Here is a 25554-nt window from a genome sequence, read left to right on the forward strand (position 1 = left end):
CGTGCAGTGCGGCCTGGATCCGAACAAGTAGAAAATTGAAGGCTTCGGCGGCTTTGGCGGTTTCATCGCGCCCACGTGTTGGAGCGCGGAGAGTAAAGTCATTTGTCTCGCCCACTGCCTCGATGGTCGCACGTAACCCTTCCAGAGAGCCGACGACGCTCCGCACAATGAGAATCGCCAAACCACAAAGAAGTATGACGGCCAGTGAAAAGATGGCAAAAATGGAATTCGTCGCAGCGATAATAGAACGCTCGCCTTGGAGCTCTGCAGTCGCGGCTGCAGAAACGCTAAGATTTACGAGTTTTTCCAGAGGTTCTCTCATGCCATAGGCCGAGGTCGCCCAAGGGAGCGTGTTCGTTACAAATTCGTGTGAACGGGCATGTACCTCGTCCCAGTCACGCGCCTCAATGACCCGCACACATGCTTCAGCTTCATCTCTGTCGGCATTCTGGAAGTCGCGCCACAATACGGTGAATTCGTCCCAGAAGACTCTTTCTTCATCACTCTTGGCGAGCGCGTCATAGTCGCGATAGGCCGACTCTGCCGCTTGGCGTGCAACTGTATGGCGCGAGAGTATGTCTTTGAATACGGCCCGGGCCTCAGTGATGGCGTCATCCTTGTTCACCATCGCGTCAAACGCTTCAGGACGCCAGCTTGCTCCCTCCTCCATGGCTGCGATGGATTCCAGTCGAGCATGGCGAAGGGCAGTCAGAGCATTCACACGAGGCAGCACCGTGCTTATGTCCCGCATCGCACTTCCCACATTGCATATGCCTAGCCAGCCCGAAACACCCACTAGAACCAGGCTGAGAATCGAGCAACAAGCGAGAAAATACAGCTTTTTACGCACAGTCAGGTTGTGCATAGCGTCCTTATTTCGTCAGGTTTTCACCCGGTAGTCCGGTATGACGGCGGTGCCAATCTGGCTGTGACCGCCCTACAAACGGCCACAGCCTGCACCAAGCCAATGGGCTGAGTGACTAGAACGCATAAGCACCCGTTGTGGAAATCTCTGTATTGACTTAATGCAATGAGGCGAAATTAACGGGCGGCGTGTAGCAGCTATAAGGGGTCATCTCACACCTTTTGCTTGCGAGATAACTTAGGTTGCGCGAGTTATCATTTACCATTAGTACGAACGTAACAGCAAACAGGACAAAAATAGATAGCATGACAATTCTTGTTTTCATGGCATTTTCCTGAAACTAGCTTTTATTATTTTTAGTAAAGGACTTAACCTTCGCCCTTGGAAGCTTTAGCGCGGTGTGCGATCTTGGATCTGCGTTACATTGTTACTGCTTGGAAGTAGTTAAAATTGCCCCGTCCCGGAAAGAGCTGATGTGGGACGAGCTGCCGGGTTGATGCTCCTACGCCCTCCTGGACGCCCTTGCACGTTGAGCTCTGCTTTCTTCCTGGGCCTTCACCGCTTGTGCAACCAAGCACGAGGGCGTGGGCAATGGCTCAACGTATTTGTCTCCTAGTCACTATCACGAAGAAAATCCAGGCACATCCGATTGAACAGCTGAGGTTCTTCAATCATGAACCAATGGCCGGCGCGATTTGAAACTACGACGCGACAATCAGCGATCTTCTCCTGCATCACCAGCGCGTGACGCACCGGGATGAACTGGTCGTGATACCCCCAGAACGCCAGCACCGGCATCTTCAATTCCCCGAGAGATTTCCAAATTGGATCATGTACTGCACGGGTATAGACCTCACGCGGTTGTGCCTGCGCGATGGGGAGCCGTTCCGCAATAACCTCCTCCGTAATAATGGCTTCGTCATATACGAGCAATTTTAAAAGCTCGCGGAAAGACTGCGAATTAAACTCACCCTTTGCCACTGCCTGGGACATCGCTATCAGCCCAGGCGATTCAGGAACCCAGGCGGCAACATCCTCCACGCCACCTGGTGCCATACAGATCAGCTTGGGAACCATCGCCGGGTAGGTCAACGCAAATTGCAGACCGTAGTAGCCACCCAATGAATTTCCGATCGGAACAACTTGTTCGACTCCGCGCTGAACAAGCAACTCATGCAGTATGGACACCTGGTTCGAGCCGCTGTACTCGAAATCTCTAGGCTTGTCCGAGTAACCGAAGCCGATATAGTCAACGACCAGCACGTGGTAACCCGCATCGTGCAGGAATGGATAATTTTGACGAAAGTTGCTGTAACCACTGGCGCCTGGGCCACTACCGTGCAGAAACAACAGGCTCGGCTTTTTTTTGTCCGGCGTACCGTACTCATGGAAGTGCAGCTTGAGACTTCCGTTGAAAACTTGAGCATATTGCCCGGTGGGTAACACATCGATCGATAACAAAGGGCGTCCTCCCGAAAACTGTCTCACATGATCCACTATAGGCATCCGCACGATTCGTAGAATCAGGGATGATCAAAATTACTTAGACATGCTCGTTTATCGATACAACTTTCGGTCCATCCATGACGACCTGCCGAACGAACCGCCCAAAATGAACGCCCCGAGCCAAAGGCGATGCGCCTGCGCGCTGCGACTTCATCGCTCACCCGTCGCATAGGTAAGAAAATCAAGCCAGCCGAGTCTCTGGATACGCACTCAAGGCAGGTTGAACGTCATTAGAGAAATCCGTGTCTGCCAGATGCTCTGCTGCGACCAGGCCAAAAGTCATTGCCGAGCCCAGCGTGGCACCAGCGCCAGGATACGCGCTTCCCATAACCGACCCTGCTGCATTGCCAATGGCGTAAAGACCAATGATTGGCTCACCCTGAGTATCCATGACGCGTGCAAATTCATCGGTCTTGGGACCACCCTTGGTGCCCAGGTCCCCGAGGTCGATGCGTACGGCATAGAATGGCGCTTTGAGCAGGGGCCCGAGGGTTCGATTCGGCTTCTGCGAAGGGTCACCAAAATAAAGATTGTAGACGTTCCCGCCTCGTCCGAAATCTACGTCATCGCCTGTGGAAGCGAAGCCGTTGTAACGCGCCACCGTCTCCTCAAGGGCTTTAGGTGGGACATTGATCTTGCCTGCTAGCTGCTCAAACGTATCGGCTTTGTACAACAGATTATCGAACGAGTCAGGCGGCAGCTTGCTGTCATCGACCACCCTGCCGGGCAACAGACTGCCCAGCGGATACTTACGGCGATACTCGGCATCGAACACGAACCAGCAAGGCAGATTGGCGCCGGTATTTACCTGGTCGCGCATCATCTCCTGGCCGAAGTGGTGGTAGGAATTGATCTCGTTGGTGAAGCGCACACCGTTGCGATTGACGCACAAACTGTGTGGCAGGCCGAGCTCAAAAAAGAGTGCCTGGTGACGATTGGTGTTCGGCGCTTGTCGCGACGGCAGTCGAATGGTCGGTACCCACCAGGCCTCTGAAAGAAATTCGGTCTCAGCACCTATGGATTGGGCAGCCACCAGGGCATCGCCAACGTTGTTATCCCGCGGAGTCCCACTCCAGTCCTCGCGAGTCAGATGATCCAGATGCCGCTCGCGCAGCGCCTGCGAGCGCTCGAAACCACCACTGGCTAACACCACACCGCGCCCCGCACTCAGCTGTGCCGGCTGCCCTTCGCGCTCGATTTTCACGCCGGTGACTCGGCCATTCTCTACTACAAGACCCGTCATTCGCGTGTTCAGTAACAATGGGATGCCACGTTCCATCATTGCCTTGCGCAAACCGCCGATCAACGCGTTGCCGATGGTGAGACGGCGGTCCCGGTGGGTACGGCGGCGCCAGCCCCAATCCGTCCAATAGCGCGCGAGCACGCTAATCAACGCCTTGATCCAACCAGGCTTGCGATAAAGCAGCGCGCTGCCCTCCTCCATATCCAGGGAGATTTTCTCCAGCAATTTGAATTCAGGATAGGATTCGCGTAGTCGGAAGAATTCCTCGCCCAGCACACCCCCATCTTCCAACGGACGAACGAACATCGTACGCCCACCCGTCAGTGATCCGGTTAGCCAAGGGTAGTAGTCGGGATAAGTGAGGGTCGGATGCACATAGTACTCGACACCCAGACTCGCGAGATAATCCACAAGCTTTGGCGCGGTCTCGATGTAACGGGCCAACTTAGTCCGCGGCACCTTTTCTTCAGTGCATGCGAGCAGGTACTCCATCGCTTTCTCCGAAGAGTCTTTTCCCTGCAGCGCACGGTTGTTTGGAATCCAGATCGCACCGCCCGAAACGGCAGACGTGCCGCCGTAGCGGTCGGACTTCTCCAAAACTGCCGCCTTTAGCCCCAAATCCTGGGCACGGATAGCAGCGAGCATCCCGCCCGCACCCGAACCCACGATAATTACGTCAAACTCGCTCTCCAGAAGATCTGAGTCCGGGCCGTTTCGCATCATGGCAACACTCCCCGCGCGATCTGTTCGCGCAATAGTTTCTTGTCGATTTTTCCAGTCGAGCCTAAAGGCATAGTCTGCGCGATCACCACTTCGTCCGGCATCCACCAGCGAGGAATCCTACCTTCGAGCGAGGCGCTCACCGCCTCCGGTGTCGTTTCGGCGCCATCGCGTAGCGTCACTATCAGAATCGGTCGTTCACCCCACCGCTCATCCAAACGGGCGATGGCAGCAGCCAATGCCACCTGGGGATGCATCAAGGCCGCATTCTCAATATCCAGCGAACTGATCCACTCGCCTCCAGATTTGATCACATCCTTGGCACGGTCAGTGATGCGCATGAAACCTTGACTATCGATGGTCGCGATATCCCCGGTTTCCAGATAACCCTCGTCGTCGAGAAGCTGACGCTCATCTTTGAAATAAGAAGAAGTAATGGCAGGCCCTTTTACAAATAGGCGGCCGGGAGTGACGCCGTCATGGGATACGACCTGCCCATCATCACTAAGCAGCTTTAAGCCGACCCCGCAAGGCGAGCGTCCCTGGCGTAGTCGCCAAGGAATCTGTTCTTCAAAAGGTAGGGCTGCCACTTCGGGGGTAAGTGTGCACACGCCGCCAATGGGCGACATCTCCGTCATACCCCAGGCATGCAATGGCTCGATCCCCAGGGCATGGAAGTCACGGATGACGCGCTCAGGGCAAGCGCCTCCTCCGATAATGACCTTGCGCAGCTTCGAGGGGCGCAAGCCTTTTTCGGACATGTATTGCAGTAGACCGAGCCAGACCGTCGGTACCCCGGCCGAGACCGTCACACCTTCCTGTTCGATAAGTTCGAACAGAGACGCACCATCGAGCCGGGCACCTGGTAGTACCAAGCGAGCTCCGACGGCAGGTGCGGAAAAAACCATGGCCCATGCGTTGGCATGGAACATCGGCACCACCGGTAACAGCGTATCTTGAACGCTGAATCCGAAGACGTCGGACTGCAACGATGTCATCGCATGGAGATAATTGGAGCGGTGCGAGTACAGAACGCCTTTGGGATTACCGGTGGTGCCCGAGGTGTAGCAAAGTCCCGCGGCACTACGCTCGTCGAACCCACCCCATTGCGCCTCAGGTCCGTAACCCTCCAAGAATTGAGCGAGCGTCGTCTGTGGCACGGGAAGTGGCGGGACCTCGTCCGGTTGAGAAAAATATATGACACTCTCTACGGTCGGACATTGTGGCAGCACTCTCGCCAATATCGGCGCAAATGCAGCATCGGCGAACACCATACGGTCAGAGGCATGATTCACGATGTAAACCAATTGCTCGTCAGTGTAACGCGGGTTTAGCGTGTGGCAGACGGCACCTATGCCGCTGATTGCGTACCATGCTTCAAGGTGCTCCACTCCATTCATCGCCAGCGTTGCTACGCAGTCACCTTGCGTTATTCCGGCGCCAATCAGTGCACTGGATATGCGTTTTGCATCGTGCTGGACCTCTGCATAGGTCTTGCGTCCAATAGTACCGTCTGGCAGACGGGAGACCACCTCGCGATGGCCGTGCGAGTACGCCGCATGCTCGATGAAGCGGTCAGTCGTTAATGGCCAGTCTTGCATCAATCCACGAAGAAAAGACATGCGCTCACCCTCCCACACCAAAGCCGGCCACACACCAGCCTGCTTTAAACCTCGGGGTGGTATGCATAGCGCCTGCAGCCCCACGCTCACCGGGAAGTTGGCTTTTAATCACTGCGAAAATCGACTCCTCGAACGCCTGGGCATTAGCTTCGCTGGTAGAGTGGATGCGCATGTTCGTGCGCTCCAGAACCCGCTCTGCCGGAGCAAGGTCGCCCTTGTGTTTTATCGTCATCTGTCCGTTCTCGAAAATCGATTTCAATTGAAAATTCATACGCGCTCGAAGATGGCTGCGATTCCTTGGCCACCACCGATGCACATGGTTGCCAGTCCATAGCGGCCGCCGCTGCGGTGCAGCTCATGCACAAGTTTGGTGGTGATAATGGCGCCAGTCGCGCCCACCGGATGACCAAGCGAAATACCGCTGCCATTGGGATTAACCCGGTCCGGATCGAACCCCAGACTTCGGATGACTGCGCACGCCTGCGAAGCGAAAGCCTCGTTCGATTCGATGACATCCAGATCACCTACATGCAGCCCTGCGCGCTCTAGCGCGATGCGCGTAGCGGGTACCGGACCGATTCCCATGTGTGCCGGATCAACACCAGCGAAGCCGTAGGAGACCAGCCGCGCCAAGGGTTGCAAGCCGTAGCGACGGACCGCCTCGCCGGTGGCCAATACGACAGCAGAAGCGGCATCGTTGATGCCAGAGGCATTACCTGCGGTGACTGTGCCAGCCTCTTTGTCAAAGATTGGTCTCAAACCCTGCAGGTCCTCAAGCGTCGTATCGGGACGCACGTGCTCATCCACCTCAAAGATGCTTGTGCGGCCTCGTTGCCTCACCTCCACGGGAACAATCTGACCCTTGAAGTGGCCCGCCGCGATGGCCGCAGCCGCGCGCTGCTGGCTCTGAAAAGCCAGAGCGTCCTGCTCGGCGCGAGATATACGGTGCTCACGCGCAACATTCTCGGCTGTCACACCCATCAGGCCGTTGCCGAAAGGGTCGGTCAATGCGCCATTTAGACCGTCCACCAGAAGCGAATCATTCATCTTCTGCCCGAAACGCAAAGCCGGCAGCAGGAACGGTGCACGACTCATGACTTCCGCGCCCCCTCCGACGGCAACTTCCGCATCCCCCATATGCAGGTATTGGGCGGCAGAAAGAATGGCTTGCAGGCCAGAGCCGCATAGACGGTTGACCGTCAGCGCCGGGGTTGAAATCGGTACACCACCGTTTACCGCCGCGACCCGCGCCAGGTAAGCATCCTTCGGCTCGGTCGGGATAACCTGACCAAACACCACGTGCCCCACGGCGTCAGCGGCGACGCCTGAGCGGGCAATGGCTTCACGGGTAACCAAAGCCGCAAGCTCGGTGGGGGGAATAGTACGAAGCGCACCACCGAAAGTGCCTATGGCGGTGCGCACAGCTGCGATTACGTAAATGTCTTTCAAAGGGCGGCCCATCTCTGTGATCAAGTAAGGAGGAAGATATCGGGAGCGGCAGAAGCAGCAGCTCGACTACCCGCGATCACTGGCGCCAACCATGCTTCGATTTGCGGAACTTCGTAGTCGAAGAAATAGCGGCAAGCCTGCAGTTTCCCGGCTCGGAATACTTCATCGTCCTGACCAGCCGCGGCAGTCGAAGCCGCCGCCACAGCTTGCTCGAGCCAGATCCAGGCCAGTACGCTGTGACCGAACGCCCGTAGAAACGATACTGAATTGTCGAGCACCCTCTCGACGGGCTCATCGCGCAGCACCGTAAGCGCAGCGGCAATTGCATCCCAAACGAGCTGCAGTTGGGTGGCGTGTTGCGCCAGACGCGGATCCCCAGCGGCGGCCTGGAGGCATTGGGCGATACGCTTCTGCAGCGTTGACCACCCGGGAGGATGCTCCGCCAGAAGCTTGCGGGCCAGTAAGTCGGCGGCCTGGATCCCGGTGGTCCCCTCATGGATGGGATTTAGGCGATTGTCGCGATAGAGTTGCTCGACGTCGAAATCGCGCGTGTAGCCATAACCTCCGTGAACCTGGATCGCCAGGTCATTGGCCGCCAGTCCGTACTCTGACGACCAGGTTTTAGCAACCGGCGTCAGCAAACTCAGCAGCTCGCTAGACTCGATGTGACCCTGCTCATCGATCAATTGCGCGCAAAACAGGCACAGTGCAAGTGCACCCTCAACATAAGCCTTCTGTGCGAGCAGCATGCGCCGCACATCCACGTGCTCGATGATCGGCACCTGAACGCCAGTGCGTATGCCAGCCGGACGCCCCTGGAGGCGCTCGCCGGCATAGACGGCGGCATGCCGGTAGCCACGATAGCCGAGCGCGGCAGCGCCAATACCGACGCTGATACGGGCTTCGTTCATCATCGAGAACATCTGCCGCAACCCCTGCCCCGGCTCGCCGACGATCCAGCCGAGCGCCCCCGTCTTCTCGCCAAAGTTGAGAAGACAGTTCACCGTGCCTCGATAACCCATTTTATGGTTCAGGCCTGCAACCACTACGTCGTTGCGCATACCGTCTGGCTGAACTTTCGGCACAATGAAAAGCGACAGCCCTTTTGTGCCTTCGGTCAGTGAGCCATCGGCATTGGGAATTTTGGCCAGCACGAGATGGACGATGTTCTCCGCAAGATCATGGTCGCCGCCTGAAATCCACATCTTGTTGCCGACAAGTCGATAACGGCGACCCAGTTCGTCTTCACCATCGAAGGCCGCGCGGGTACGCACGTCGGCGAGACTGGAGCCCGCCTGGGGCTCGGACAGGCACATGGTCCCAAACCAGCGCCCCTCGATCTGAGGGCTTGCAAACTGTTCGATCTGCGCCGCGTTACCGAAATGGGTAATGAGACGGGCATTGGCCGAAGAGAGCATCGTATAGGCCGACGTGGCAATGTTTGCTGCAGCGAATAGCGAAAACATCGCTGCATGCACGTGATAGGGCAAATCCATGCCTCCGTACTGGGCAGGGAAGCTCGCCGCGCTAAGTCCTGCCTCGGCATACTGTGCCAGTGCCTCTCCAATGGCCGGCAAAGCCCGGACTCCGTCAGGTCCCAGTTGGGGCTCCTGTTGGTCAGCTTGCTTGTAATGCGGAAGGAAGCAGTCGACTGCCAACTGCTCAGCCAGGTTGAGCACCGCTTCGGCAGTCTCCCGGGAATGCTCTTCGAACGGTGCCTTGCCATACAGCCTGTCGGCCTTCAACCAATCGAACAGCATGAATCGAATGTCCCGCAAGGGGATAAGAGGGTGTGTCATTAGTACGCCTCAATTTATGGACATGTCGCCGTTGACGACAAGGGTATGGCCCGTGATGTGGCCGCCATGTGAGTCAACAACTTGTTGCATGAGCGTCTAGGTACAATCCGTTTCACCAAAATCGGCGACGAGGGCGGAAGCAACAACGCCCTGTGATTCAAAAGGCTCATGGCCTCATCGAGCTCGGCTCGTTTACGCGTCACCAAAACCACGGTTGTGTCTTACTCACTCAGCGCCTGGGCGATCTACAGCCTCCCGAGCAAACGGTAATCAAAGCAAACCGCCCTGACAGTTCGAAGAGGTGTGTTAATTGACTCATGGTCGTTCACCATTGAGGGAGAAGAAACCGCGACGCTGCGTCACCAAACGCTCAAGAAGTGGAGCGGGGCCCCACGACCAGCCATGGCGCCCCTTCGCGTATTCCTTCATGCGAGCGACAATGGCAGGCAACCCGCAACGGTCGGCATAGAACATCGGCCCCCCCCTTTCCTGCGGAAAGCCATAGCCATCCAGGTAGACGGCATCGATGTCCAAGGGGCGACTGACGATGGCTTTGTCCAGCAGACTGGCGCCCTCGTTCACCAATGCAAAAATGCAGCGTTCAACTATTTCTTCGTCTGCGATCACGCGACGCTCAACCCCAACTTTCGCGGAGTGAGCAATCACAAGTGCGTCGATTTCAGGATCTACCTGCGGCGTACTGCCATCCGGGTAGAGATAGAAGCCAGACCCGGTCTTCTGACCGAAGCGGCCCATTTTGTAGACCATATCTGGTAAGAACGAATGCGGTGTGAGGGGCTCGGATACGGCCTTGCGCTTGCGCATCGCCCAGGCGATGTCCTGGCCGGTCAAGTCCATGGTGCGGATTGGCCCCATGGTCATACCCCAGTCTTCCAATGCCTTGTCAACCTGCTGAGGCAGAGCGCCCTCCTCTACCAGGAAGTACGCCTGACGCAAGTATTCCTCGAAAAGCCGATTGCCAACGAAACCGTTACAGACCTCGGGCTGTGCCGGAAAATCTGCGAGTCGGGCAGGAAGTTGGGCGCTACGTTTGGATACTAAGCAAGCATGACGCAAGCCAAGCGAGACTTCGCTGACCATCAGGCGGCGGAAACGTTCCGCCTCCATGCGAAGCCCCTCAGTCAAGCTGCTTGAAGCAGCCACGACGATGCAATCAACGATGGCTTCGTGCGCTGAGCTAGGAACACGGCGGGCAGCCAACATGGCACGAGCCCTGGCAATGGCCCGGTCATCTCGAATGACCGGTAACGCATCGGTCTTGCGCAATGTCAGCCCGGCTTCCAGGACGGGCCAGTCGAGCTTGTCGATATCCTCGACTACAAGATCAATCAGACCTATTGCCTGGGCTCGCTCGGCGCCTATTGGATGGCCCTCGAGCATCAACTCAAGGGCCTGTTCCACACCCACCAATCGGGGCAACCGTTGGGTACCTCCGCCCCCTGGCAACAAACCCAGTGTCACTTGCGGTAGGCAGAACTGCGCTTCTGGAGTGGCAACACGAGCATCCGCCGCCATCGCCAACTCCAAGTCAGCGCCGAAGGCCATACCGTGCATGGCCATGACGATGGGTTTGCGAGAATGCGCCACGAACTCCAATAGCTCACGCAGCTCATCAACCTTTTCTGGCGCCTCTTCGAAGTCGCCGATATCCGAACCGACACAAAAACACTGCCCGCTGCCGCTTACGACAATTAACTCGACATCATTGGACGCACTGGCCTCACGCAGGTCTTGAAGCAACCCTGCAACGACGTCATGGCGCAGGCTCAGAGCATTTAGGGAGGGTCCATTGAAGACAACTCGCGCGAGCCCATTGGTGATAGTGATACGACTCATGTCACCCAGTCTCCTAGTGCTGCGCCGGAACTCCAGCGATGCCGTGCTGACACAGCAGCGGGTTATCAATACGGCGCTTTTACTTACCGATCTCAACATCCTGGAAAAAACACATTGCGGAACACGACTTCGCACTCTTTGACGATAGCCGTCGCAACATCGGCTTGATCTGCGCGCGGTGGAATGCATCAAATGAAAGAAATTTTCGCGCGAAACCCCACTGCCAGCCGAGGAAGAAACATGTGACGCTTTTGTCGAAATTTCTCCTTGCCCCAGAGATGCCGCCACCGAGCAGGCGTTCTCGAGCTCTGCAACCTCCAGCTGAAGCAAGCGCCAGGCGCAGCGCCGTTTTGCAAGCACCGTATGGGCCTGCCATTGCGCCGAGACCCACAATTAACGGGGTGCAGTGCTGTTCACAAATGAGGATCATTCGATTGTCCCAAGACATGCTCCAATCATAATCACGAGTGCTTCAACGTTCTGCACTGTTCGATTTCGGTAAGCGAGCAAACGTGATGGAAACCGTGCATAACCGACGAACCCGCTCCAGTTACCTAGGCACCAACGTTGGATGAATTCTGATGAGCAAGCCCTTTCCCTGACATACATCCATCTTTCAGAGTGAACAGGTGCATGCGTGATTCGCTGCTTCAGTTGCAGCTGCATCCGTTTCGACCTACCGATGCACGGGTTACAGGTTTACTTGGATTATTTGACGCGGCAGACCTGTAACCCCAGGCGGAATAGTTGGGGAGTGAGTCGGTTGGCGGAAGCGCGATGGCCCTGATTGAGGTAACGGCATCTTTTCCTCAATCCGCTATCTGATATAGCTCAGGATCGCAGGCGCCTCATCGATGAGGCGGCCGAATTTTCATACGAGTTCAAATCACTTACGAAACACTATGTCTACTTTCTACACCGCAGATAGAAAATTGTTACCACGCCGATTGCCAGTGCTTGCTACGACCACCACCGGGTGCCCGGCACCTCGATCACAAGGGGCTCCACCCGGTGCTAGCTATTGCAAGCACCTACCTACGCAAAACGATCACCGACGCTCAACGACTCGCACGTTGGGCAATTAAATCAGTTTTTTCTCGACGTACGCTGCTTGCCTCGCCTGCCGGAACCTCAACAGTCGCATCAGCCTTTGCCAGCGGCTCGATCGCCTGCTCAGCGCCAGCGGTCGTCCCCGCACGAGGTCGTACCAGCAAAAAGTGCGAGAGCGCCGGCACCAGAATGATTGACGCGATCATGTTCACTAAAAACATGAAGGTCAGCAGAATACCCATATCAGCCTGAAACCGGATCGGAGACCAGGCCCAGGTCACTACACCCGCAGCCAAGGTGATACCAACCAGAGCGACAACCTTGCCAGTAAAACCGAGGGCATGCCGGTAAGCGTCGGCCAATGACTCCCCGTGCCGCAGGAAGGTCAGTTGAGCGCTAAGCAGGTACAGCGAATAATCGACGCCAATACCGACCCCAAGCGCGATGACCGGCAGTGTTGCCACCTTCAAGCCAATCCCGAGATACACCATCAGCGCTTCGGCAAGAATCGAAGTCATCACCAGAGGCACGATGGCGATGATAGTCGCCCGCCACGAACGAAAGGCTATCAAACACAGAAGAGACACGGCGGCGTATACGTAGAACAACATTTCCACGTTCGCTTTTTTCACCACGATGTTGGTCGCCGCCTGAATACCGGCCGAGCCCGCTGCCAGTAGGAATTGCCTGTTTTCAGTGTTGTGCTCGGCCGCGAATTGCTCAACCGCTTCAACAACCCGGTTCAACGTCTGCGCCTTGTGATCCGATAGATACGCCAGCACCGGCACCATGCTGCACGAAGGGGTCAAGAACTCCGAGTTCCAGTTCAGCGCATTGGTTATTTGCGGGTTGATCAGCACTTGATCGTTGCTGATGGTGAACCACTTCGGATTGCCTTCGAAACTGCCTGCGGTATAGGCACGTACCGTATCGGACAATGACTGTACCTGCTGGACGCCAGGCACGTCGGCCAATTTCTGTGTAAGACGATCGATTTCGGTGAGCGTCTCGTAGGTCCCACAGTGATCGGGAGCAGTCTTGACCATCACGGCGAGAATATCGCTTGACGTGCCATAATTCGACGTGATGTACGCATCGTCGAGGTTGTAGCTTGAAGAGGCGCGCAGTTCGGGCGCGCCGGCATCAATGTCGCCAACCTGAAGATCCCGACTGATAACAAAGCCGATTACACTGATAACCAAGGCAACGGTGATAGCCGCAGCGGCAATCGGTCTTTCCGTAAGGCGAGCAAGGACATGAGGAAGCGCATCGAAGAAGCCTTGACCGCCGTTTACCTGTGAGGACGCTCTCAGGCTACGCGCAGCTGCTTTGCCACTCACACCGGTATACGACAGCAAAACGGGCAGCAATAGCAGGTTGGTGAACACCAGCACAGCCACACCCATACTGGCCGTCAAAGCCAGCTCCCGGATGGAGGGGATATCTATCATCATAAGCACTGCGAAACCCACGGCGTCGGCCAGCAACGCAGTGAGCCCGGCCATGAACAGACGTCGGAAGGTGTAACGCGCAGCCACCAGTTTGTGCGTCCCCTTTCCAATGTCCTGCATGATTCCGTTCATCTTCTGCGCACCATGGCTAACGCCAATGGCGAAGACCAGGAAGGGAACCAACGCAGAAAACGGATCCAGCGCATACCCCGAGCTGACCAGTAGCCCCAATTGCCAGACAACCGCTATCAGCGAGCAAGACAAAACCAGTAGGGTGCTGCGCACGCAACGCGTGTAGAGAAAGATGATGACGGCCGCGACGACGGCCGCGACGACGAAGAAACCCATGACTTTCATCAGGCCGTCAATGAGATCGCCGACCAGCTTTGCGAAGCCAACAATATGTATTTTCACCGGCAGCGAGGAGCCGTCACCCCCGCCCTCGTATTTTGCTCGAATCGCGTCCAGGGATTTAGACAGTGCGTGATAGTCGAGTTGGTGCCCATCTCCATCGGTCGACCTCAGCGGCACGACGATCATGCCGGAACGGTAGTCGTTCGACACCAGGCTGCCAACGACGCCGGCACGTTGGATGTTGATCCGCAAGTCCTCGATGGACCTTAGCGATCCGTCGTAGTCAAGCGGCATCACAGGCCCCCCGACGAATCCCTCTTCGGTTGACTCTGCCCAGCGCACCACCGGTGTCCAGATGGACTTCTGCCAGGCACGATCCACACCCGGGAGCAATTGAATTTCATCGTTGATTTTCGCAGCGACTTCAAGAAACGCCGGGTTGAAAATGTCGCCGTCGGGGTTCTCGACCACGACGCGTACCGAATCGCCGAGCCCGCGCAACTCACCCTTGTTGGCCTGGTAGTTCTCGATATAGGGATGAGAGCTGGGCAGCGTCTTTTCGAAGTTCGCCGAAACCATTAACTTCGGCAACTGCGCAGCGAAGAACGCGGTGATGAGTACGCACGCTACCAACAGCCACGCTCGGTTATTGAACACCAGTCGTTCAAGCCAGTTGCCGGACGCCGAGTCGAAATCCGACAGCGAGCGGATGGCGGGCATACCAACAGAGTCTTCGTTGCGGGAAATGGCCATGACTTCAATTCTCTACCTGAGTGTTCTTGATCTGATGAGATGTCTGCTCGGCTGTAACTGCAATACCGACCGGACCGACCACCGCGAAGCTAGCGTCACTCAGACCCGCGATACCAAAATAGGAGGACAAGGGGTTGTCAACTCGCAATGCCTTGAAATCCAGCTTGTCATCGACCTGACGGAGCAGCTCCCCCGACAGAGTTGCGAAGAGAAGGCGTCCGCCAACCAGCGTCGCACTCGAGATACCTGCCCGCGTGGGCAAAGAGAGCCTCTGCCAGGTCTTGCCTTCATTCACGCTCTGAAAGGCGTTACCACGCATACCAAACACAACGACCTCTTCATCCTGGGAAACTATTCCGAACAAGGTGCCTTTGTAGGGTGTTCGCACCTGCGTGAATCGCTGCTCACCGTCGGCCAGCTTCCATACGTAGCCTTGTTCGCCGGCCAGGTAAATCGCTTTTCCCGCGCGACGTATCGCATAAAAATGCAGGGCATCCGGATTGTCCACACGATGCATCCAAGGCTCCCAGGTCTTGCCGCCATCGACGGTATGGAAGACGCGGTTGAAGGCCCCTACGACATAGCCGCTTTCATCATTTTCGAAATACACATCCAGGAACGGGGGAGCGGAACCGGCTTGAGCCAGTTCGAGCTGACTCTTTTCCTGCTCCAGTAGACCCTGCGGTGCATCAGGCAGACCCTCGTAGTAACGTACCGATTGCTCAGCGGCGGACTTGCCATCCAGCTGTACAATCCAACTCCCCCCCCCATCGGTGGTCTTGAGCACGACACCGGAATGCCCGACAGCCCAACCCGTCTGCGAGCTCGAGAACGTGACGGCGACAAGATCGATGCTGACGGGCACATTCGCCTGAACCCAGGTTTTCCCGGCGTCGTCCGAATAGACAATATTGCCCCGCAAACCCGCCGCAACCACCCTTTTGCCCGTGGCAGTGACAGCTACCAACGGACGTGTTGCCGCCTGTGCCGTATGCTCTGCGGGCGTGCTCTCCGGGGGAAGGTAGGCATGCGCCGCCATCGAAAACAAACTCAATGCGCAAACCACTACAGCCATGCGCTGGCGGATAAATTTCAATAGGATGGAAGTAAACAACATATTTTCCCCTGCAAAGGTGGGCGCGGTGCCGTGCACGGAAACAAACATGACCATGCACGGCCGCCGCGTTACGACTTAGCGAACTCCCGAAGCAGAGAGGCCATCGGCGGTAAAGTAATTCACCGGACGTTTCGGCGCTGCGAACCAGCCGCCGTGTGACGAATAACCAGAGCCGTAAATGCCGGTTTGAAGGTCATAAGTCGTCATCATATCCGTCGAGAACCCTTTCTCCTCGAACATCGTGTAAGGGAAGACCACGTTCACCCGATACGCCTTGCCCGCCCCGTCATAACTGTCGCTGACGCCGGCATCCGGAGCATCCTCGTCGAAATAGAACATCTTCTTGGAATACAGGTGTCTGACCCCAGGCTTGCGAGTAGCCTCCACGACCCACACCCGGTGCAGTTCCCACCGTGTACAGTCGGGGTTGTGGAAGTTGGGTTTCATGAGAGTCGCAACACCGCAGGTTGCGCTATCAAGCATCTTGAAGCTGTTGTAAGGGATGTAGAGTTCCTTTTTGCCCACCAACTTGTAATCGAAGCGACTAATACTACCCATATGGAGGCGAACGTCTTCCATCGTTTGCGATCCCCCCGAAACAGGCGACGGCGTGTCAAATGTCAGGTCGGGGGACGACTTGACGCGACGCTGGCCAGGAAGATATTGCCATACGCGGTCGCCGATACCGTGCATGTCAGTAGAGTCCAAAGTGAGAATTTTCTCACCCGACTGACGTGCAGGTGCGGTGTAATCCGAGCGGAACGTGAAGTAATCCGTGCCCTCCGGGACGGGCCCATCCCACTTCTGATCAAAGAACGGGGAGTAGTAGGCGGCTGCTCCATCAGCTTGCAGAGTGACCCTTCCCGAAGCGTCCACCACGTACGACTCGAAGCGCCCCTCCATCGGGCCGGATGTCGAGTACCTGATGAGGTGATTCCACATGACTTGGGCACCGTCCTTCGGTACAGGAAATGGCACCCCTGCATAGCAACCTTGCAGTTTCAGATTGCCGTCATCCAACTTGCACGCCGTGGCATTTTTGATCGAGTTATCCTGCACCCACTGCGGATAGACCTTAGTGCGATGGGTCGGATAGATATCGAGACGGTACCTGTCCGGATACTTCTGCAGCATCGCCTTGATGCCATCACTGAGTTGGTCGGCATGCTCGGCCATGTTCTTGGCCGTGATCGTAAATAGCGGTTTTTCGTTGGCGAAAGGGTCGGGACGTATACCAGACTTTATCGGTTCACCCTTCGCGTAGTCGTGGCCATCATACTCGGGAATCGTTTTCGCCTCGTTACCAGCCTTGGTCGCCCCCCAGGGAAGCAGACCAGCGCCCAGTTCCTTAACATCAGTTGCACTCGGTGCGGCATGAATTGCCACGCACCAAAAACCGGCCAGAAACATCGAACCTAACATCTTAGTATTTTTATACTGCATGGCTATGCTCCTATTTTTTTTATTCAGAAGGAGGTTTTATAAGTAAGGCTAACGTATCCACGATCCCACTGGGCCGCACCGCGTACATCACTAACAAACTTCTGGCCGTTGATTGGACTAACGGAAGTTTGGTGGTCAGCCATAATGCCGTTATAGGCCAAGGTGACGAGATGCGTGTTGTAGATGTCTGCGGTCACGCCTGCGCTATAACTGCCGGCGCCCTCGTTACCACCAAACACAACGGGAGAATTGCCTTTAAGTCCGACGGAGTAAAAAAGCGGCATGGACAGATCGACACCATCGAGAACTCGATACCATTTGGGCTCTACCCTGATCGCGAGTCCCCAGGCATCCTTCGTCGCACAGCCCATGTCGGCTTCCACGTTGGCGCAACCATAATCCACTGAATTGAAATTGGCCGCATTTTTTCGCACTTTGTCGAGACGGCTATAGGTCACCTCCGCCAGCACGGGCATGGAATCAAACAGTGGAGTCTGACCTACGTAAGCGACAGCATTGATCAAGCCGTGCCAGGTATCGCCGATCGGTTCCTGCCCAAGGGTGGTCGCCCCCCCCCCCAGCAAGCCGGTGTTTTTGCGATGATTCACCTCAGCGCCGAACGCGATGCCGCCGATGTTCTTCGACAAGCTGGCACCGATCAGCTCAACGCGCTGGTCGAGATAGTCGAGTCCCAAGCTACTGAAATCGGGCGAGAAGGCGAATTGCGGAAGCTTGTCAGAATACTTGCGATAATAAAGTCCTGCCGTCCCTTGGAGCCAATCCGGGCTCCAGCGGGCTGCTAAACCCCAGTCACCGCGATCATTGGGCCTGTTGTTAATGCCGACGAAGGGCAAGCCACCGGGCAGCACGGTGCCACCGCCTTGCGTAACAAAGTCGCTGCTTCCAAAGTACGTACCACCATCAGGCAGAGTTGATGGCTTCCAGTCGAGAAGATACTGGCCTGAGAGGCTGAATGTTTTGGTCAGGTTAGTGGTGACGGATACCTGGTTCAACGGCTTAAACAATTCTTTAGCTTCAGTACCTGGGTTGGCCACAGCCTTGCGGATATCGACTGGCCCTTGAGAGTTGGAAACACCATGTATAAAGCTGAAGAGCGACTCACCCCAATACAGATTGTGGCTGCCCAACTTCACACCACCACTCACGTCGCCAACTTCGAACTGCTTGAAAACGAAGGCATCCAGGAACTCTGCGGAAGGACCTCTGTTCCAGCGCTTCACATAACCCGTGTAGTGTTCCCCGGGATAAGCTGACGAATTGGGCAGGTTGGGATTGGTAACTTCCTTGACATCTTTGTACGCATCGTCGTACCAAGTCTGCGCACTCACTCGGAACCCAACATTTTCCTGATAAGCAAAGTCAAACTCCGAAATCACATCCAGACGATTCGTGATGACGTCGCCACGGTCGAACTTAAGATCTGAATTCGCGAAGCCGGGTGTATTGGTAATCGCCGAATCTTGCTTTTGAGCGCGAACACCCAAGTTGTATCGAACGGTATTGTCGAAACGACTTTTGATATCGGGGTTACCGAAGTCTATTTCCACAGCACTTACATTACTGGCGACTAAGGCCAAGGCCGTTGCGGTGTATATGGCTCCGAGTTTACGCGGGGCGCAAACGGGGACGGTTTTAGAACAGCGCTTTTTCATGGAAGTAATCCTTATTGTTTTTGTTTTTGACAGCCGTGTTTCAGCGTCAGGTCGGCACGACAGCGGACACTGGAGTTCCCGCGGGTAGCGCCTGGCAAGACAGCACCCAACCTTCGGCGAGTTCGCGCGCATCAAGGACCAGGTTGTTAGCCATTTCCACTTTTCCGGAAGTCACTTGGCACATGCAGGCACTGCACCCGCCCACTCGGCATGAATACGGGGCATCGACGCCTGCAGCCAGCAGAGCATCGAGCATCTTTTCTCCTTCCCTCCATTGCAGATGGTGTTCAGTGCCGTCGAGCTCTACGGTCAGGGACACGCCCAATGTCGACCCTTCACTCTTGGTAATCGATTCGGCCGGCAGCACATCCTCATCTGGCAATGAGACGAATTTCTCGACATGGATACGCGCGGGATCCAGGCCCAACCCTTCCAACGCTTGTGTAACGTTGACCATGAAAGGCGTTGGACCGCATACGAACACCTCAGCCGAGAGCCATCCTTTGCTCAATAACGCCAGGTTGCTTTTCGTTGGCAAGCCTTGCAGCGACTCCTGCCAGTGCACGACTGCCATACGCTCGGGATACTCGCTGACGAGTTGTCGCAAGACGTCGCGGAAGATGATCGAATTCTCATCTCGGTTTGCGTAAATGAGCAGCACCTTGCCGGCACCTTGCGCCAACGCCGACTTGGCGATCGACAGCACCGGGGTAACACCGCTGCCGCCTGCGAACAGGAGGAAATCACCGTCAAGTGATTTCGGCACAAACATGCCACTTGGTGGCAAACACTCAAGCACATCACCTGCGCGCAGATTTGAGCACAATGCGTTGGAAACACGGCCGCCGGCCACCCTCTTTATGGTGATCACGTGGCGGTCGTCCCAGTGGGGCGAGCTTGAAAGTGAATAGCAGCGTTTGACCCGCTTCCCGCTCATGTCGCATCGCACCGTCAGGAACTGACCTGGGTGGTAGGCGAAATCGGCATGCGATTCAAGCGGTACGTCCAGTACGAGAGAGACGGCATCCGTCGTCTCACACACGACCTGCTTGATCGTCAATGGAACAAAATCATGACTACGCATGACCAGGCACTTCCAGTTTTGCTTGCTGGCGCGCCTTGGCCATCGTAAGCGCCGTATCCTCGATCATGTCCTCCTGCCCGCCCACCATGCCACGCCGACCCATTTCCACGAGAATCTCACGTGCCGAGACACCGTATTTTTTCTCGGCGCGTTTGGCGAACAACAAGAAGGAGCCGTAGACGCCCGCGTAGCCCATGGTCAGTGCGTCGCGGTCGCTGCGGATGGGGAAGTCCATGATCGGGAATACGCGGTCTTCAGCAACGTCTTGAATGCCAAAAACCGACACACCGGTTTCGATGCCCATGCGGTCGCACACCGCGATCAGCACTTCCATCGGGGTATTACCGGCACCGGCGCCCAAGCCTGCACAAGCGGCGTCGATGCGGGTAGCACCGGCTTCTATGGCAGCAAGAGAGTTTGATACACCCATGGACAAATTATGATGGCCATGAAAACCAATTTCAGTGTCTGGTTTCAGTGCAGCCCGGATAGCGGCCACGCGGGCGCTCACATCACCCGGCAGCATGTAGCCTGCGGAGTCAGTGATGTACACACAGTTGGCACCATAGGACTCCATCTGCCGGGCTTGCTTAATCAGCCCTTCAGGGCTGTTCATATGGGCCATCATCAAGAATCCTACGGTGTCCATGCCCAGTTTGCGGGCATACGTGATGTGCTGCTCCGACACATCGGATTCGGTGCAGTGGGTGGCAACACGAATTGTGTTTACACCCAACTCGTGAGCCATCTTCAAATGTTCGACCGTGCCAATGCCGGGCAGCAATAATGCAGAAACCTTGGCGTTTTTCATCAGCGGGATCACCGCCGATAAATACTGCTCATCGGTGTGCGCGGGAAAGCCATAATTGACCGAGCGCCCGCCTAGACCGTCACCGTGCGTGACTTCGATGAGTGGCACGCCTGCTTCATCCAGGCCGCTGGCAATGTTTTTCATTTGCTCAAGGCTGATCTGGTGACGTTTGGGGTGCATGCCATCGCGCAGGCACATATCGTGGACGGTTATTTTTTTGCCGCGAAGATCCATGATGCGCTCCTTAAGCGGTGGCTGGCTGCCGCGATTTTTTGATCAGGGACTCGGCGAACATTTCCGCGGTGCGTGCGGCGGCCGAAGTCATGATGTCGAGGTTGCCGGCGTATTTCGGCAGGTAGTCTCCCAAACCCTCGACTTCCAGAAAGATCGACACCCGATTTCCTTCGAACACCGGGCCGTTGACCAAGGTGTAGCCAGGCACGTATTTCTGTACTTCTTTGATCATGGCATTGATCGCGACGGTGATCCTTTCTTGATCAGGCTCGCCTTCGGTCAGGCAATGCACTGTGTCGCGCATGATCAAAGGTGGTTCGGCCGGGTTAATGATGATGATGGCTTTGCCTTCTTTAGCACCGCCAACTTTTTCAATAGCGCTGGATGTTGTGCGGGTAAATTCATCAATGTTTTTTCGCGTGCCGGGACCTACTGATTTGGAGGCGGCGGTAGCGATGATCTCAGCGTATTTCACAGGTTGTACGCTTGAGACTGCCGCCACTATTGGAATGGTGGCTTGGCCGCCACAGGTGACCATGTTGACGTTCATGGCACCGGACTCAAGGATGGCCTCAAGATTAACTGGCGGCACGCAGTAAGGGCCGATAGCGGCAGGCGTCAAGTCGATCATCAGCACGCCTAGCTCATTCAACTTGCGGCTGTTTTCCGCATGTACGTAGGCACTGGTGGCATCAAAAACGATACGGATGTCGTCTGCTTCAACATGCGGCAACAGACCATCAACGCCGTCGCTGGTGGTTTTTAAACCCATGTCACGGGCGCGTGCCAGACCTTCTGAGGTCTCATCGATACCAACCATCCAGACTGGCTCCAAGAAGGGGCTTCTCTTGAGCTTGTACAGAAGATCGGTGCCGATGTTGCCTGGCCCAATCAGCGCGCAGCGAATTTTAGTCATGGAAGAAATTCCTCTTGGTGTTGTGCGCAGTAGCGCAGTCGAATCGAACGAAATCACAGGACCTCAAATGAAACACGTCAACGCGCGCCCGACGCCCTGCAACTCCATTTCAAAGCGATCGCCAGCAACCGCTGGGGCCAGTGGAACAAGGCTTCCGGACAAAATCACGTCTCCGGCATTCAGCGATACGCCGTATTGGCCTAAAGTATTCGCCAGCCAGGCGACGGCGGTGAGGGGTGATCCTTGAACAGCGGAGCCGAAGCCTTCGCTCAGGAATTCACCGTTTTTCCACACCGTGACTTTCAATGCAGACAGATCAAGCCCATTAGGACTCACGCGGCTCTCCCCGAGCACATAGACTCCGCAGGAAGCGTTGTCCGCAATCGTATCGACGATACCGATCTGCCAATCGTCAATGCGGCTGTCCACTATTTCGAAGCAAGGTGCGATCCAGTCGGTTGCTTCGAGCACGTCAGACTCCGTTATGCCTGGCCCAATGAGGTCTGACCCAAGGATGAAAGCGATCTCCGCCTCGGCTCTGGGCTGGATCAGCCGACGCGCGTTAACGTCGATGGGAGCACCATTGGCAACCTCCATCTGGTCGGTCAGAAAACCGAAGTCAGGTTGATACACACCCAACATGTCCTGGACGGCCTTGGAGGTAACTCCGATTTTTTTACCCACGACACGCTCACCATCCGCGCAACGAAGACTCAGCGAAGCGAGCGATATTGCATAGGCATCGTCGATGTTCAGTTGCAGCCCGCGCCCGCTGAGCGGCGCAACGGTCTGGCGGCCACGCAAGGCGTGAAAGAGTTCCTCTCCAATGGCTTGCCGAAGGGTCTCTCGACGCGCATCCGTGGGTAGAAGAGCTGGAATACTGACGGAATCACCCATATCATTTACCTGCATGTCAAATGAAAAAGTCCAAGTTTTCGCGCCCCGAGCTCGCACCGCCAAGGTTCGAGACACCGAAGAAACTCTGGTTAAGTGAACAACGCGCCAGTGAAGACCATGAGAGCCCCGAGAGCGGCACAGTGGCGTAGCCGAGTAGCTTGGTTGACATGCCTGCGCCTCCTGTAGCGATGCTTTGTTGATGGCTCGATGCGCCACCCTTTCTTCGCCAAGGCTGGATGGGCATCCGATAATCGATATTGTAAGTGCGTCCGCTGATTACCCATCGCCACATCACCTATCCAAAGCGATCAAGTCTTGAGGTATCCGTGTTTGTTTTGCCCCTGGAATGTATTAACGCGCCCCTCTCACTCCGTCACTGACACGTTTTCGATAAACGCTTGGCACAGTCCCTTTCACGGTATGCAGCGTCGACCGTTCTTGAGCAAATCAGAGCGTTACCGGTGAGGTACGTTGTCGTCGATAAAAAGAGTGGGGAGCAAACTTGCGAGCAATGGCGCCTGGTTTATCCGGACGTCCAGTTTTGCGCAGGTAGCCACGGACTCAGGCACCTGGTCTTGTCGTCATATCCAGGGGAAGAACACAGAGGTAGCAGGCTCGGTGGCTTGCTTGATAGGCGACGCCAACGTTAACTGCGTCGAATCCTAGGAGTTAGCTTTGCTGTGGACGATGCCCGACGACCTCGTTCTGCTTGACCGATTTGGACACCCATAGATAACCGCAAACAAACAAGGTGAAGTTGTCGGGGAATTGCGCATTGGCATTTGGCGGATAAAACGCGTTGCAGATCGCAGAACATAATCTGGAGGGGAAGTAGTTCTCATGCTCCGCAAGCAACGCTTTTGGATTTCGCCCCGAGCGCCCTCCGTCCAAGTGAACTGCCCGATAGACAGCACGACTGCCTGCGCAAGCGCTCTTCGAGAATTGTCGCGGTGTACCGATGGCCCATTCTGACGGACCATCGGCCTTGTGTTCAGTCTTCGTAACGGCAGAGCGATTTTAAGGCGGGCCAAGCCGAAGGCGTGTCACCGTCAGCGAATTGATTCTCCATTGACCTTGCACCCTACAGTAGGTCTCATGGTAGTAACCGTACCCTGCAAGTTCGCTGACTGGAGCCCCAGCCGGAAACTTCATCAGGTCAGCCATCGCCCAGATTCCTCGGGCGTTATTGTCATCGACAATTTCGATCTCCGGCATGTGACCATGATGAACCGTTGAGACGCCAGTCACCGCCGCCTGAATTGCCTGCATAGCAGAAGATGCACCGCGTAACAGGTCGACAGTGGCGCCGGGCATCAAATTTGTACCGTCCGGCAAGGTTGTTGCCGCTCGAAAGTCCAAGACTATGTCGTCGGCAAATGTGTCTTTCATCAACACCCAGTCCTGAGTGTCGACTCCTCGAAAATATCGCGCCTTGAGACACTTGATTTCTTCGATTGCCAAGAGTTTTGTTAGTATGTCCAATGCCTATCCCCCAGCTTCAAATGTCTATCACGATCTTGCCGAACGCACCCGCCTTCAGATGCGCCAACGCTTGAGGAAGCTCGTCGAAAGCATAGCGCTTGGCAATAATTGGCTTCAGGTGATTGGCATCAACGGCCCGGATGAAGTCCTCGAATGCGCGTCTGGGGCCGGCGACAATACCCTGCATGCGCAGCCTTTTGTGGAACATGGGAGGTATCGGGGCTGACATCGCATATTCGTCGAGACCGCCAGCGACCTGGATGTGCCCGTCGATCGCAACCGCGGCGACCGATTGCGCCATGCCCGCGCCGCCGACCAACTCGATGATGTGATCCGCGCCGCGCCCATCCGTCAACCGCAACACCTCCTCCGCCCAATCACCTGCGGAACGAACGATGACATGATCGGCCCCCAACTGGATAACCCGCTGAGCCTTGTCTTCGCTGCTGGTGGTAACAATCGTCGTTGCACCGAGCATTTTGGCGATCTGCAGCGCGAAGAGCGCCACGCCACCGGTACCCTGAATAACTACGGTAGATCCTGGCTTAACATCGTTCTGCTCAACCATCGCAGCCCAGGCGGTGCAACCCGCGACACTGAGGGTCGAAGCCTCGAAATCGTTCAGGCTGGTCGGTGCGGCTACCAGCCAATCCTGCGGCAACGCTACATATTCGCAAAGTACACCGGGATAATGATGGCCCACCGTTTTGATGCCTGATGCTCGTCCGTCGCCGGGTGGAGGACCTTCCAGCCACTCGGGAATTACATAAGACACGACCCGGTCACCCGTTCCGAAGCGAGTGACGCCTTCCCCCACCGCAGTGACTGAACCCGCCAACTCGCCGCCAGGGACGAAAGGAAAGGTAAGCGTCTGGTATAGGCCATTTTCCATTATCATCAGGTCGCGAAAGTTCAACGACACCGCGGCAACCTTGACCAATACCTCGCCATGGCCGGGCTTGGGAATGGGAACATCTCCCAGACTGAGCGTTGATAATCCAAGGCTGCTAGTCGTCCAGCGACGCATGTGATCCACCATTTAATTTTTCCTATGAGTTCTGCAGTGTTTTAGCCTGACGGTACGCAAACCCTGAAGCCTCGCTTCTGATTTCTTGCGTCGTCGCGAGGTTGGCATGGCCATCAGCAACACCAATGCCCACCGTCAAGCTTGAGGGTTCGAACTGGACGCCGGTCCGTGATACGGGTATCAAAAAAGATCGGCGCCCCC

At 56.0% G+C, this 25554-nt stretch carries 18 protein-coding genes and 1 pseudogene; all 19 read right to left on the bottom strand.

Annotated features, from left to right (window positions below; all coding sequences use genetic code 11):
• Positions 1-25: 25 nt before the first annotated feature.
• Positions 26-865 (bottom strand): annotated as a pseudogene (locus ACN1C3_RS16230) (Tar ligand binding domain-containing protein); the annotation flags it as partial.
• Positions 866-1477: 612 nt separating this feature from the next.
• Complete coding sequence (locus tag ACN1C3_RS16235) at positions 1478-2326, bottom strand: alpha/beta fold hydrolase (RefSeq protein ID WP_419116788.1); 849 nt, start codon at positions 2324-2326, stop codon at positions 1478-1480.
• A gap of 226 nt (positions 2327-2552) precedes the next feature.
• Complete coding sequence (locus ACN1C3_RS16240; RefSeq protein WP_419116789.1) at positions 2553-4337, bottom strand: FAD-dependent oxidoreductase; 1785 nt, start codon at positions 4335-4337, stop codon at positions 2553-2555.
• Positions 4334-5956, bottom strand: a complete 1623-nt coding sequence (locus ACN1C3_RS16245; protein ID WP_419116790.1) for a long-chain fatty acid--CoA ligase — start codon at positions 5954-5956, stop codon at positions 4334-4336. Before ACN1C3_RS16245 ends, ACN1C3_RS16240 begins: the two co-directional genes overlap by 4 nt.
• A 4-nt stretch (positions 5957-5960) precedes the next feature.
• A complete protein-coding gene (locus ACN1C3_RS16250) occupies positions 5961-6227 on the bottom strand; it encodes a hypothetical protein (RefSeq protein ID WP_419116791.1) in 267 nt (88 codons plus the stop codon).
• On the bottom strand, positions 6224-7417 hold the full coding sequence (locus tag ACN1C3_RS16255; protein WP_419116792.1) for an acetyl-CoA C-acyltransferase family protein: 1194 nt from the start codon (positions 7415-7417) through the stop codon (positions 6224-6226). The genes ACN1C3_RS16250 and ACN1C3_RS16255 overlap by 4 nt, the downstream gene beginning before the upstream one ends.
• 8 nt (positions 7418-7425) lie before the next feature.
• Positions 7426-9204, bottom strand: coding sequence for an acyl-CoA dehydrogenase (locus tag ACN1C3_RS16260; RefSeq protein ID WP_419116793.1), 1779 nt, complete (start codon positions 9202-9204; stop codon positions 7426-7428).
• 315 nt (positions 9205-9519) lie between these two features.
• Positions 9520-11061, bottom strand: a complete 1542-nt coding sequence (locus tag ACN1C3_RS16265) for an enoyl-CoA hydratase-related protein (protein ID WP_419116794.1) — start codon at positions 11059-11061, stop codon at positions 9520-9522.
• A gap of 79 nt (positions 11062-11140) precedes the next feature.
• A complete protein-coding gene (locus ACN1C3_RS16270; protein WP_419116795.1) occupies positions 11141-11509 on the bottom strand; it encodes a hypothetical protein in 369 nt (122 codons plus the stop codon).
• 610 nt (positions 11510-12119) lie between these two features.
• Positions 12120-14669: an efflux RND transporter permease subunit gene (locus tag ACN1C3_RS16275; protein ID WP_419116796.1), complete on the bottom strand. Its 2550-nt coding sequence runs from the start codon at positions 14667-14669 to the stop codon at positions 12120-12122.
• Positions 14670-14673: 4 nt separating this feature from the next.
• Complete coding sequence (locus ACN1C3_RS16280) at positions 14674-15840, bottom strand: WD40/YVTN/BNR-like repeat-containing protein (RefSeq protein WP_419116797.1); 1167 nt, start codon at positions 15838-15840, stop codon at positions 14674-14676.
• Between the two features lie 21 nt (positions 15841-15861).
• Positions 15862-17229, bottom strand: a complete 1368-nt coding sequence (locus ACN1C3_RS16285; RefSeq protein ID WP_419116798.1) for a DUF1329 domain-containing protein — start codon at positions 17227-17229, stop codon at positions 15862-15864.
• 23 nt (positions 17230-17252) lie between these two features.
• Positions 17253-18902 (bottom strand): DUF1302 domain-containing protein, encoded by a 1650-nt coding sequence (locus tag ACN1C3_RS16290; RefSeq protein ID WP_419116799.1) that lies wholly within the window; start codon positions 18900-18902, stop codon positions 17253-17255.
• A 46-nt stretch (positions 18903-18948) separates the two neighbouring features.
• The gene (locus tag ACN1C3_RS16295; protein ID WP_419116800.1) at positions 18949-19986 is read right to left on the bottom strand and encodes a 2Fe-2S iron-sulfur cluster-binding protein; all 1038 of its coding nucleotides are present in this window, start codon (positions 19984-19986) and stop codon (positions 18949-18951) included.
• Positions 19979-21031, bottom strand: coding sequence for a 4-hydroxy-2-oxovalerate aldolase (gene dmpG / locus ACN1C3_RS16300; protein ID WP_419116801.1), 1053 nt, complete (start codon positions 21029-21031; stop codon positions 19979-19981). Before dmpG ends, ACN1C3_RS16295 begins: the two co-directional genes overlap by 8 nt.
• A gap of 10 nt (positions 21032-21041) precedes the next feature.
• Complete coding sequence (locus ACN1C3_RS16305) at positions 21042-21947, bottom strand: acetaldehyde dehydrogenase (acetylating) (RefSeq protein ID WP_419116957.1); 906 nt, start codon at positions 21945-21947, stop codon at positions 21042-21044.
• Between the two features lie 63 nt (positions 21948-22010).
• Positions 22011-22844, bottom strand: a complete 834-nt coding sequence (locus tag ACN1C3_RS16310; RefSeq protein ID WP_419116802.1) for a fumarylacetoacetate hydrolase family protein — start codon at positions 22842-22844, stop codon at positions 22011-22013.
• A 1017-nt stretch (positions 22845-23861) separates the two neighbouring features.
• On the bottom strand, positions 23862-24326 hold the full coding sequence (locus ACN1C3_RS16315; RefSeq protein WP_419116803.1) for a nuclear transport factor 2 family protein: 465 nt from the start codon (positions 24324-24326) through the stop codon (positions 23862-23864).
• A 16-nt stretch (positions 24327-24342) separates the two neighbouring features.
• On the bottom strand, positions 24343-25353 hold the full coding sequence (locus ACN1C3_RS16320) for a zinc-dependent alcohol dehydrogenase family protein (protein ID WP_419116804.1): 1011 nt from the start codon (positions 25351-25353) through the stop codon (positions 24343-24345).
• Positions 25354-25554 lie beyond the last annotated feature (201 nt).

The organism is Pseudomonas sp. H11T01 (genome assembly GCF_048515765.1).
Taxonomy (GTDB): Bacteria; Pseudomonadota; Gammaproteobacteria; order Pseudomonadales; family Pseudomonadaceae; genus Aquipseudomonas.

Bases quoted from the DNA above. Each gene is read 5' to 3' on its own strand.
- ACN1C3_RS16280 (WP_419116797.1), bottom strand. From the start codon at position 15,840: ATGGTCATGTTTGTTTCCGTGCACGGCACCGCGCCCACCTTTGCAGGG.
- ACN1C3_RS16275 (WP_419116796.1), bottom strand. From the start codon at position 14,669: ATGGCCATTTCCCGCAACGAAGACTCTGTTGGTATGCCCGCCATCCGC.
- ACN1C3_RS16240 (WP_419116789.1), bottom strand. From the start codon at position 4,337: ATGATGCGAAACGGCCCGGACTCAGATCTTCTGGAGAGCGAGTTTGAC.
- ACN1C3_RS16320 (WP_419116804.1), bottom strand. From the start codon at position 25,353: ATGCGTCGCTGGACGACTAGCAGCCTTGGATTATCAACGCTCAGTCTG.
- dmpG (WP_419116801.1), bottom strand. From the start codon at position 21,031: ATGGATCTTCGCGGCAAAAAAATAACCGTCCACGATATGTGCCTGCGC.
- ACN1C3_RS16305 (WP_419116957.1), bottom strand. From the start codon at position 21,947: ATGACTAAAATTCGCTGCGCGCTGATTGGGCCAGGCAACATCGGCACC.
- ACN1C3_RS16310 (WP_419116802.1), bottom strand. From the start codon at position 22,844: ATGGGTGATTCCGTCAGTATTCCAGCTCTTCTACCCACGGATGCGCGT.
- ACN1C3_RS16285 (WP_419116798.1), bottom strand. From the start codon at position 17,229: ATGCAGTATAAAAATACTAAGATGTTAGGTTCGATGTTTCTGGCCGGT.
- ACN1C3_RS16260 (WP_419116793.1), bottom strand. From the start codon at position 9,204: ATGACACACCCTCTTATCCCCTTGCGGGACATTCGATTCATGCTGTTC.
- ACN1C3_RS16265 (WP_419116794.1), bottom strand. From the start codon at position 11,061: ATGAGTCGTATCACTATCACCAATGGGCTCGCGCGAGTTGTCTTCAAT.
- ACN1C3_RS16295 (WP_419116800.1), bottom strand. From the start codon at position 19,986: ATGCGTAGTCATGATTTTGTTCCATTGACGATCAAGCAGGTCGTGTGT.
- ACN1C3_RS16290 (WP_419116799.1), bottom strand. From the start codon at position 18,902: ATGAAAAAGCGCTGTTCTAAAACCGTCCCCGTTTGCGCCCCGCGTAAA.
- ACN1C3_RS16270 (WP_419116795.1), bottom strand. From the start codon at position 11,509: ATGTCTTGGGACAATCGAATGATCCTCATTTGTGAACAGCACTGCACC.
- ACN1C3_RS16255 (WP_419116792.1), bottom strand. From the start codon at position 7,417: ATGGGCCGCCCTTTGAAAGACATTTACGTAATCGCAGCTGTGCGCACC.
- ACN1C3_RS16250 (WP_419116791.1), bottom strand. From the start codon at position 6,227: ATGAATTTTCAATTGAAATCGATTTTCGAGAACGGACAGATGACGATA.
- ACN1C3_RS16245 (WP_419116790.1), bottom strand. From the start codon at position 5,956: ATGTCTTTTCTTCGTGGATTGATGCAAGACTGGCCATTAACGACTGAC.